This window comes from Parablautia muri (assembly GCF_009917485.1).
In the GTDB taxonomy this organism is placed as follows: domain Bacteria; phylum Bacillota; class Clostridia; order Lachnospirales; family Lachnospiraceae; genus Suilimivivens; species Suilimivivens muri.
The window spans coordinates 18928-28862 of record NZ_QZDT01000047.1 but is presented as its reverse complement, the minus strand read 5'-3'; the positions used below and the strand labels follow the sequence as shown (position 1 = coordinate 28862).

At 40.2% G+C, this 9935-nt stretch carries 17 protein-coding genes; 3 read left to right on the top strand and 14 right to left on the bottom strand.

Annotation, left to right across the window (positions count from 1 at the left end; translation table 11 throughout):
• Positions 1-78: 78 nt before the first annotated feature.
• Together D5281_RS19395 and D5281_RS19390 are read left to right on the top strand one after the other, a co-directional pair.
• A complete protein-coding gene (locus tag D5281_RS19395; protein ID WP_160561724.1) occupies positions 79-1299 on the top strand; it encodes a DUF6076 domain-containing protein in 1221 nt (406 codons plus the stop codon).
• A gap of 127 nt (positions 1300-1426) precedes the next feature.
• Positions 1427-2077 carry a hypothetical protein gene (locus tag D5281_RS19390; protein WP_160561723.1) on the top strand — a complete coding sequence of 217 codons (651 nt, stop codon included), beginning with the start codon at positions 1427-1429 and terminating at the stop codon, positions 2075-2077.
• Between the two features lie 289 nt (positions 2078-2366).
• On the opposite strand, the gene D5281_RS19385 is transcribed toward D5281_RS19390, so the two are convergent.
• From D5281_RS19385 to D5281_RS19325, 14 genes are all read right to left on the bottom strand, one after another.
• Complete coding sequence (locus tag D5281_RS19385) at positions 2367-3014, bottom strand: transposase (RefSeq protein ID WP_160561722.1); 648 nt, start codon at positions 3012-3014, stop codon at positions 2367-2369.
• 1 nt (position 3015) lies between these two features.
• Entirely contained in the window at positions 3016-3342 is a 327-nt protein-coding gene (locus tag D5281_RS19380; protein ID WP_160561721.1) for a hypothetical protein, read from the bottom strand.
• A gap of 58 nt (positions 3343-3400) precedes the next feature.
• Positions 3401-4282: a hypothetical protein gene (locus D5281_RS19375; protein ID WP_160561720.1), complete on the bottom strand. Its 882-nt coding sequence runs from the start codon at positions 4280-4282 to the stop codon at positions 3401-3403.
• A gap of 16 nt (positions 4283-4298) precedes the next feature.
• On the bottom strand, positions 4299-4739 hold the full coding sequence (locus D5281_RS19370; protein ID WP_120471995.1) for a hypothetical protein: 441 nt from the start codon (positions 4737-4739) through the stop codon (positions 4299-4301).
• Positions 4740-4974: 235 nt separating this feature from the next.
• On the bottom strand, positions 4975-5163 hold the full coding sequence (locus tag D5281_RS19365) for a hypothetical protein (protein ID WP_160561719.1): 189 nt from the start codon (positions 5161-5163) through the stop codon (positions 4975-4977).
• A gap of 119 nt (positions 5164-5282) precedes the next feature.
• Positions 5283-5417 carry a hypothetical protein gene (locus D5281_RS25955; RefSeq protein WP_277934937.1) on the bottom strand — a complete coding sequence of 45 codons (135 nt, stop codon included), beginning with the start codon at positions 5415-5417 and terminating at the stop codon, positions 5283-5285.
• A gap of 241 nt (positions 5418-5658) precedes the next feature.
• Positions 5659-5805: a hypothetical protein gene (locus D5281_RS19360; protein WP_160561718.1), complete on the bottom strand. Its 147-nt coding sequence runs from the start codon at positions 5803-5805 to the stop codon at positions 5659-5661.
• The gene (locus D5281_RS19355; protein ID WP_160561717.1) at positions 5802-6317 is read right to left on the bottom strand and encodes a hypothetical protein; all 516 of its coding nucleotides are present in this window, start codon (positions 6315-6317) and stop codon (positions 5802-5804) included. Before D5281_RS19355 ends, D5281_RS19360 begins: the two co-directional genes overlap by 4 nt.
• Before the next feature lie 114 nt (positions 6318-6431).
• Complete coding sequence (locus D5281_RS19350; RefSeq protein ID WP_160561716.1) at positions 6432-6608, bottom strand: hypothetical protein; 177 nt, start codon at positions 6606-6608, stop codon at positions 6432-6434.
• Positions 6609-6792: 184 nt separating this feature from the next.
• Entirely contained in the window at positions 6793-8118 is a 1326-nt protein-coding gene (locus tag D5281_RS19345; RefSeq protein WP_330585165.1) for a virulence-associated E family protein, read from the bottom strand.
• Complete coding sequence (locus tag D5281_RS19340; RefSeq protein WP_160561715.1) at positions 8082-8444, bottom strand: hypothetical protein; 363 nt, start codon at positions 8442-8444, stop codon at positions 8082-8084. Before D5281_RS19340 ends, D5281_RS19345 begins: the two co-directional genes overlap by 37 nt.
• Positions 8425-8607 carry a hypothetical protein gene (locus D5281_RS19335; protein ID WP_120471991.1) on the bottom strand — a complete coding sequence of 61 codons (183 nt, stop codon included), beginning with the start codon at positions 8605-8607 and terminating at the stop codon, positions 8425-8427. The genes D5281_RS19340 and D5281_RS19335 overlap by 20 nt, the downstream gene beginning before the upstream one ends.
• Before the next feature lie 17 nt (positions 8608-8624).
• Complete coding sequence (locus D5281_RS19330) at positions 8625-8858, bottom strand: hypothetical protein (protein WP_160561714.1); 234 nt, start codon at positions 8856-8858, stop codon at positions 8625-8627.
• An 18-nt stretch (positions 8859-8876) separates the two neighbouring features.
• The gene (locus D5281_RS19325; RefSeq protein ID WP_277935467.1) at positions 8877-9071 is read right to left on the bottom strand and encodes a helix-turn-helix transcriptional regulator; all 195 of its coding nucleotides are present in this window, start codon (positions 9069-9071) and stop codon (positions 8877-8879) included.
• Positions 9072-9260: 189 nt separating this feature from the next.
• Here D5281_RS19325 and D5281_RS19320 point away from each other — a divergent pair, with 189 nt between their 5' ends.
• Complete coding sequence (locus D5281_RS19320; RefSeq protein ID WP_120471989.1) at positions 9261-9830, top strand: helix-turn-helix domain-containing protein; 570 nt, start codon at positions 9261-9263, stop codon at positions 9828-9830.
• Positions 9831-9935: the final 105 nt, after the last annotated feature.

Sequence of the window (9935 nt, the reverse complement as noted above, 5' to 3'; positions counted from 1 at the left end):
TTCATCAGATATGACTTTGTAACTTATTAACTTTATAGCTCTTGTGGCTATATCATTATTATACTAGGAGGTTTTTACATGAATTTATATTCTATTAATACAATAAAACAAGAGCTTTCGTTCTCTCCTCTTGTATATCGCATTCAAAAATCAGATTATTCAGAATCACTTATATTGACTTACAGCGATACAAATAGCAACCCACGTCAAGAAATTTTACAAGCAAATCGCTCTATACTTTCTAATTGGTTGGAAATTCTTGATTATGATACGGAAACGAAAGAAACACTCGACAAAACCTTTGACCTACTGTTATCATCCATTCATTTGTTTGAAATAGAACCTGATATGCAAAAAGACAGGCTTATCAATAAGATAGAGAACTTTATTAAAAATTTTGATAGTAAAGCATTTAGTGATGTCGCAAGTTCTGTGTTGGACATTTTAAAAGAGTGCTTTGATCCACATCCTGTACTTGCTTATCTTTATCCACATTACCATGCGCTGCTCCACGCATTATATCTTTACGCTGAAAAATCCTGCTCTTATGATGAAATCGTATCACAGTTTTCAGCTAAAATAACAGTTCTTTTTCAAGAACTACTGCATTTAAAATCTTCCTATGAACAGGCAAGGGAATATACACAATCCGTATTAATTGAACCCTATGCAGACAACGCTTCTGTGCAAAGCACTACTTCGGCGGCATTATATCATTCATACTGTAAAATTATGAATAACTCTGATTTTTATATGGACACCTTTGATTTTCCAATTGATGAGGACTACCTAAAGAATATTTTGGGTAACAATACTCCTACATGGAGTTCTTACTTTGATTTGTTTTCAGAAAAGCTACTGGATACAGATACACAGACTTATTATATAACCTCATTTTCACAATTCCTTCATATTGGACTGTCCATTATGATGTCTGATGAAATGGTGATTAGGAAATGCAAATTATGTAATGGGTATTTTCAGACAAAGCACTCTTCCGACCAGATGTATTGCAGCCGTATTTATAAAAATACTGCCGCGACCTGCAGTGAAGTAGGTGTGAGAAAGACTTATAAGGAAAAACTGTTCCAGCACCCGATTCATCAGGAGTTTACGAAGTTCTATAATAAACTTTACGGACGCATCCGGCGCGGCAAGGTTCCCAACGATACTCCGCTGATGGACGAGCTGAAACAATTACATGATGAATATACAGAAAAATATGAAAACACACATAAGAAAGACCGAGAAGCGGTTTGGAAAGAATATATTCAGAAAAACAAGGAATTACTTGGATAAAAGACTTAAAATCGAAAATTTGGCAAAAATCAAATTTGCATATTGACAATCAACGAAAATATGATATTCTGTAATGATACAATTATTAAGATTGTATGGAGGCATGGGCGAAAGGAGATATAAATATATGTATGAATATGTAAAAAAATCCGAATATGCCCCTGTCAGAAAAGAACTTGAAGAAATTATTAAGAGAGTTCAAAATGAGATGCGTAAAACGTATGGGCTGACTATTCAGTTTCAACTAATCGGAAGTGGGAAAAGACATCTTGTAACTAGAATCCGTGGTGGAAATAGCGGATATGATTTTGATTATAATTTGATTATCCAGCGCTGGGGAGATATGTATAATAGTAAGGATATGATTGTAAAGCAAGGGTTCATGGATGCATTTAAAGAAGCTGTGAAAGGAACGCCATATTCATCGCCAAAGGATTCGACATCCGCTATTACAATAAAGGTCATTGATAGAAAGCAAAAGAAAATATTGCGCAGTTGTGATTTTGCCATTATCTATTATGAGGATTACAGTATAAATAATGGCTATTACTATTTGAGAAATGATAAGAAACGTAAGGTATATGAATTTGTTTTTCGTTCCATAAATTCTGGTATAGAGGAAAAGATGCATAATATTCTTGGAAAAAATGGCGGCTGGGCGTATATTAGCGAAGAATATCGAAAACTGAAAGATATCAATGAAGGAAAAGGGAAACATTCGTATTCTCTCTATGCTGAAGCAGTAAATAACGTGTACAACCAGATGTACTTACAATAACTCCTTACAATGAAAAAGGCTAATCCATTTCCAAATATTTTAGAAGCATTATAGAAGCACAGGCAACCCACTAAGTTATTCTTTATTTAAAAAGGCTTTCGGAGAAATCCCCGAAAGCCTTGATTTTACTGAATAAATTATAATTACTCAATGATAGTAGCAACCCAACGCTTAATACCTTTTGCCCTCATTTTTACCCTGTTTTACAGTGGTTTTACAGTGTTTTTTGCTTATTGTCTCTCATATTTTTCTGTCTGCATGATTTTTTAGTACCGTTTTAGTACCACTTTCACAGGCTGTTAAGGCGGTTCACAATACCCACTTTTTCCTTATCGGAGAGCATGGAGCATCTGGCCATCCCCATCCAAAACGCACGCTCATAATCCTTTTGGAGTTGCCGGAACTCCTTTAACAGTCTTTCGTACTTCTCATGCCGCATATAACGTGGTTTGGGAATATGCCACAAGTCCTGTATAGGCATATCGGGATAATCCCTAAACCACCATGTATACCCCAGCTCCCTTTCTACTATGCGTTCCATCTTAAGCCGCATTTCATCCATTCCGCTTTTCTGCTGGCTCGCATAATTCAGCTTTGCACAGTTCCGGCACATATAGCGTTCCTGCCGTCTGTAAAGGTATCTGACACGCCGCCCGCAATACGGGCAATGGAAATACATCCTTACAGATTTTCCGTCAATCCCTGGCACTCTGGATAATATCAAATCTGTATAAGAATCCCCCTCCCTGATTTCTGCCGTTTTCTCTCCCACATAATAGACAATATCGCCCCGGACAAGCGGATATTTCACAGTTTCCTTGCAGAAAAGGTATTTATCGCACATAAGGTAATCATAAAATGAAAAGCTGTCAATCCTGTGGAAGTTTTCAAGCCGCCTGTGTGTCTTATTATGACCGCCGGAACCGTAACCGCCCATATTATGCCATTTCCTTTCCCTGAATCATCCTGTCCAGTATGGCAAGCGTAAGTTTTCGATATGAATAAAAGCTGTTTCTGCAGCATGGCATTATTTCCGCTTCCCCAAGTTCCCATTTGATTTCCATATCATGAAGAGATTTTCCCTCTGCAATAGATGTTATAATCCACTTTGCTATGTGTGGTTCTGCCTGTTGTGCGGCCGCGCTCAATAAACCGGCGTGCTTCCCTGTCCTGCACTCTTTTAACAATACCTTTGCCCGGTTCTTTACCAAGCCATACCCGGCATAGCTTTCCTGCACCCCGTAACCATTTCGCCTTGCACGCATACCCTATCCCTCCACATACAGAAATCCCCTGCCGCCTTTATGGAAGCAGGGGAAGCCATTATTTTGTTTCCTGTGCGCCGCTGTTTGCCTTTGCTACTGTCTTTGCCGTCTGCTCTTGATAATAAATCGCTTTCATCTTATTATCAAGTACAAATGCATCATAGCAAATACGCCCCTCTACCAAAGAACCGCTGATTCCCGGCGGGTCTTCATGTATCTTGTAATCCTCTAATTTTGTCGGAGCCACACACGCACACGGATGCGCCAGCATGAACCCGAAACTCTCCGGGAGCCTTACCGCCGGCACTTTAACCACTTTCGCCCCGTCAATCATTGCAATGACACCTCTAAGACGCATATCCTCCGCAATATCTGTCTCCATGATTATATCCTTGCTGCGCTTCATAATGGTGTACACATCCGGCGTAACTACCAAAATACGGCCTGTCTCTGGCACCTCCGCATTATCCAGCGCATTGTTCGCTTTTAGTATCTCATCAAAGATATTTGTCGCATCCAATACGACCGCATCCGGCTTATGCCCCGCGCCGGAACACATCACGCCGTAAGTATAGCTGTCCACCTCCGGAATGACTTTTTCCCTGACCTGCCTTGCCAGTGCGGATGCCGCCGCAAGCTGCTGCGCTGTCTCGTCATTATCCAGCTTGTCAATGGCAAACGTAAAGGAACGGTCGTTTTTAAGGGTAAATTCCTCTGTCGTTGCGTCCAAGTCCTCGATAGTGCCGTATCTGCTCCCTGTGAATCCCGACACAGGATTCCGGTTGTAATCGGTCATTTCACTGGTGCCGATTTTATACACCTTGACCGTGTGTGCCCCTGTCCAGTCGAAGTCCTGATTGGTGAGAAGTGACTTTTTGCTCTCCGTTGTAAATAATTCATCCACATAGGGAAGAAATTTTGTAACTAAATTGATAGCCATAAATTTTTATTCTCCTTTACAATTTCATGGCTTTTCTGATCGGGTCTTCGCCAATCCTGTGAAACTGGTTCAGCGGACCCGTGAACGGCTTTGCCCTCTGCGCTTCAAGCTGTGCCTGTTTTTCATCGTCTTTCTTTGATGCCAGCCGTTCCTCCATCAAGCCATCTATGATGCCTAAAGCCTTGTCAAAGGCTTCCTCACTGCTGCAATTCAGCGCATCCAAAAGCGTTTCCGGGTATCCCTTGTTAATCAGCTTCTGGCGGCTGTTTAAACGGAACTCACGCTGTGCAAGTTCCTGTTCCCTCTCACCCAGTTCCTTTGATGCCTTTTCCCGGTCTTTCGCAAGCCGCTCCTGCACGATACGGTTTACATCATCCTGCGTGAAAGTCTTTTCCCCTGCTCCCTGATTTACGGACAGGTCTGTGTTCTGATTCTGATTTACAATCTCTGTATTCATAATTCCTCCTATTTTTACGCCATAGTAGGCTATTTTGCGGCAAATAGAAAAGGCGTGAGAAAACTCCATCTAAAAATGAAATCTTCCCACGCCTTATATATGGCTTCCGTCCGGTGCTTCCTGCCGTCCGGGGTACTGCTATATTCTGTTTGCCTTATTGATATTATACCATGAGCCGGGCAGATATACAATGTTTTTCTGCCCATATTCCATACCCTATATAGATATGGTTTGCCTAAATCAACGGCGAATTTACACTTTTTTGCGCATTTTCCGCTGATATATTTACTTCCAAATAGGCTTTCTTAAACCGCCCATTTTCGCCCTTATCTGCCTTGCACGACTTAATTATAGGCTTCAGCATTTCCGTCACTGTATGAAGCTCCTGCGGCTTCTCATAGCTTATTCTTACCTTCACCGCCATTGTATCAGATTCCACCTCACTTTGCCAGCGCCATACCGTTATTTCCACGTTTTGATCTGAATACCCATTATGCCGCCAGGTTCGGGTGTTGGCGCACCGTTCCCCGGCTCATAAAAGGATTATCCACAAAGAAACCACTGGATGATATTCAGTGCAATGCTGATTACCGCAGCCAGCCGCCAGCGGTTACGCTGTTTCACTGCTTCATTGATTATCTCCGTTGCAAAAGTCTCTTTCTCGCTTTTCCTTGTCATTCTTTGTTTCCTCCTTATCTTCTGCAAATACCTTTATGAATGAGTAAATTTTTAAAAGCCAATTCACATTATGTATTGTGGATAACATTTTAGAAATGCCATCCTTATAGAATTGTTCTTCGCTCATGCCGCACCCTCACTTTCCTTCACATAGTCACGCACGGAAATGTAAATAGCTTTAAGAAACCTTTTGTTGTCGATTTTGTCTAAAAGACTGATAATCAGCTCTTTGTAATTCATATCATATCCCCCACTTTCTTTTAAAGGCATCCAGCAGATTATTGATAAACCTTAAGAAGTCCATGTTATCAATGTCATTTATTCTGCGAATGATTTTTTCCCGGTATGCCGTTATGGTTTCCCCTGTTTTTGATTCCGCATTGTTCATAATAACTGTTCCTCCCATTCCAGCTTTCCACTTCCCAGCAGATAGCCCATAAAGTAGATGTATGCTTGGTCTGTACTCCATTCTTTAAACTTGAAACGTCCTTTATCCGCTAAATGTGACATAGCTTTCAGCAGTTCATTACAATAAGGGATTGACGGTTTATTCATGGCTTTTTCGATAATCGGGAAATACTCCTGCGCTATCTGTTCAGCAACTTTTTCACGCCCCTTTTTCAAGTATGCGTCATGCGCTTCATGGATTTCATAGTAAACCGCAAAGCCGTACTTGTTATAAATGCTGTTCATAGTCCTGTTATTGAGAATCCTTTTATCACTTTCAATCAGTGACACGAACCGCTCAATCTCTTTTTCCGGCAGATTGTTGTAATAAAGCGTGTCTTTGTTGCTCCATATTGCAAGTCGGTACTCTGCTACTGTAATCTTTTCACGATATAGAACGTGCATCTGCATAGCGTCCGGCAGTTCATCAAATGTGCATTTTTTAATAATCATTGTCATTTACTCTCTTTACTCCGGGCAGAGGGAATGTTATACTACCCACATACCCTAATTTGCGTAGTTTTCGGGTTACCTGCCCTGTTGGTATTGGCGTACCTATGGGGCTTTTTAATTTGTATAAACATCTCCCGAAATGCAGAGATAACGGCTCTTGCCGTTCTGGCTCACCGATATGCAGCCGTCAATATTCTTGTCCAGGCTGTCAAGCGATACGGCTATCTCTGATAAGCTGCTGTTGATTCCTTCCAGTGCATCCACCAGACGGGTTAATAATTCTTCGTTCATGCGTTCTCCTTTCCTGTCAACAATGTCAACAAACTTTTCTCCAACAAACTATTCTTATATGTATTCACTCTATTTTCTTCTTATTTTTCTTTTCTTTACTATCCACCGTTGACTGTTGACAAATAGAAAAATATATTGAATTTTCAAGGCTTTAGTATGTCAACAATGCTGTCAACAAACACTGTCAACGACATTGCTTAAACGGCAAATCACACTCCATATCATCCATGCTTATTTGAATAAATCCATCTGTTGACGAATCAGTGTTGACAATTTTATCCCATGCACGCTGATTCCCATATACATTAAATCTAATTTGCATACTCTTTGTCGGGTGCTTCTCCCATCCAGTAATTGACTTATTCATTATGGTGCTAATCTCCCTTAATTCCCAAGGCTTCGGCTCTTGGTATTCATTCCCCAAGGCTTCCCTGTATATCATTATGGAACATACAGAATCATACTTGCAGTTATCAAGCCAGTTTTGGATTATGCCGACTTTTGGGTCTTCCGGGGTAAATGACTGCTGCATTTCTGACAACACATTTCTCAAATCCTTTGGGAATATCAAGGAATATTCCTTGCTTCTGTAAATCTCCATGGCTTCTGCCCATGCCTGTTCTATGAACGCCCTTGTCTCTGCTTCATTTTCCAACGGATGGACTTCTGCCGCTTTCATATTGGTAAGAACGGGTATAAAACGCCTGTTTCCAGTCTTGTCATTTGGTAGAAAATCAAGGTTATTTGTTGTTCCAATAAAAATACACTGCCGGGGGAAATCGTGGGGATATTTGTCATAAGGGACTTTGTAGGTATCTTTCTGACGGCTCAAAAATGCCTTTATTGCTTCAACCGTCTTTGTATTGGCAGTAGCAAGCATTTCTGAAAACTCAATAATCCAATGCCCCTGTAACTTACGGTACACATTTTCATCATCCAGATTCTTTATATCATCTGTGAACCATTCATCTTTACACGCCAGCAACCTTGCAATCGTAGACTTCCCACCACCCTGTTCATCTTCCACAAGACACAGCATGGTTTCAAATTTCACGCTTGGGTTATGCACCCTTTCGATGGCTCCAATCATAGTCAGTTTCATAGCCTGTGTTGTATAATCTGACTTTTCCGCTCCAAGGTATTTTGGAAGCAGATTCTCGATATACTTCTCTCCATCCCATTTCAGGCTTGCCAGATATTCCCGTACAGGATGGTAAGAACGCTGGTGTGCGATAATATCAACTGCCCGTGGGATATTCTTTTCATGTGCCAGTCCGTAAGTTGTTTCCAAGTACAGCCGGATATTATTCACATCATTATCGGATATCGTTACAGAAGATTGCTTCCACCATGCCCCGTACACTTCCACCATGTCCGTCATTTCATTGTAACGGAACATTTCTTTCAGACGTTCATCATAGTGAATCGCTTTTACACAATTTCCAATCGACTGGATCACTTTTCCCTTTTCATTCACTGAAAGTCCAATATCTGTGATAGTTCCTTCCACTTCTGGCTTCTGTTCATTTCCTGCTTCCGTCTTTTCTCACCTTCTTTCTGTCTTTTCTCCCATTGCTTTTCACATTCCAACCTGTACCAATGCGCCACTTCCTTTAATTCGGCATTATGAGCCGTTTCATACTCATTTACCCAATCGTCATAATACTGCCTTGCCTTTGAACATCCTGCCGCTTCTAATGCTGCTATAGCCTGGTCGGCAAACCCAGGATAATCCAATTCAAAAGAATAGATTCTCTTTAAAAATTCCTTTGGTATTGACTCCATATCCGGCCGGATAAGAGCGAGCAATGATTCTCTATTCGGCGTGCATTCCATAAAGTTTTTCCTCAAAATATGCCGTTGGTACCTTGCCGGGAATCGTAATAAAGCCACGCTCTGATAATTCAGAGTTTAATTGTCGAATTATAGCGTAACTTTTCGATTCACTCACTTCCAGCACTGCCATAACATCCCGGACATTCATAATCTGCTTTGCCATCTGCCGCCGCTCCTTTCCTAATCAATCTGCTTCACATACTCCTGTGAAATCATGAGCGGCGTTGAATCCTCCGTGCAGATAGGGTTGTAAATCACATCAACACCAATAGTTACATTGTCAATTGTCCGTTCCAATTCCAGCATCATGCCGCTATCCTCTTCATTGATTCCTGTGAGAACCTCCGCTACTGTGAATCCCTCTAATAACTTCTCATTTACCTCTGCATAATCTCTGAATACTTCCTTTGCCATTTTCTGTTTTCTCCTTCCTTAGTCCTCCAAAATTTCAGTTACATCAATATTGAGAGACTTTGCAATCTTCTGCCCAACTTCATCAGTACAGGATTTTCCAGCACGTACATAATTTATTGTCGCCCTTGACACACCTGACAGTTCCGCAAGTCGCTTTTGTGTCATATCACGCCGCGCAAGCTCTGTCGCAAGTTTTACTCTGTCAATCCTCATATTGTCTATCTCCTTTCTAGTAGATTTTTCTACTTTCATTTATCATACTATACCTTTCATTGTATGTCAAGATTACATTCTACCTTTTTTTATTTTAAATATATTTTAGTATTTTATTGACTTTTTCATAGAATATGCTGTATGATAGTGGTATCATAACTACATATATTGAAAGCGAGGTTATGAAGTATGGGAAAGGAAATATTTTCTACCCGACTAAGGGAAGTCAGAATGCAAACAGGAAAAACTCAAAAAGAATTTGCTGATATGGTGGAAAGTACTGCTGCAACAATTTCAGCTTATGAGAATGCTACAAAAAATCCATCATTGGAAATTGTTATAAATATTGCTCAAAAATGTAATGTATCTATAAATTGGCTTTGTGGTCTAAGTAATAAAAAGAAACTAAATTCAGAATTTAATAATTTAAAAGATATTGCATTAAAGATATTAGAAATTTTAAATATAAATACAGTTGAAGAAAGTTTTACCTTAAAAACCTATGAAGTTGATATTCACCAAGATTTGAGTGGCAATACCTTATGTAAATATGAGCAGGCAATTAAACTACCGAAAATCAAAGAGTTATCTAATTTTTTTGAAGCCTACGAAGAATTAAATAAACTTTATCAAAAAGGGGGAATAAAGCACCAAATAATTGATACTTGGTTAGATGGAGCACTGGAAGAGTTAGCCGCCATTCCTGTTTATACAGAACTTCCATATGAGGATATACCAGATGCCACCCCACAAGGATAAGTGCTACCACCAAAGAAAACCCTAAAATGGGCAACACAGAACGCCACACGATACTTTCTACGTCTTAAATGAGGAAAGCATCACCAGCACATTTTTGCCTACCTG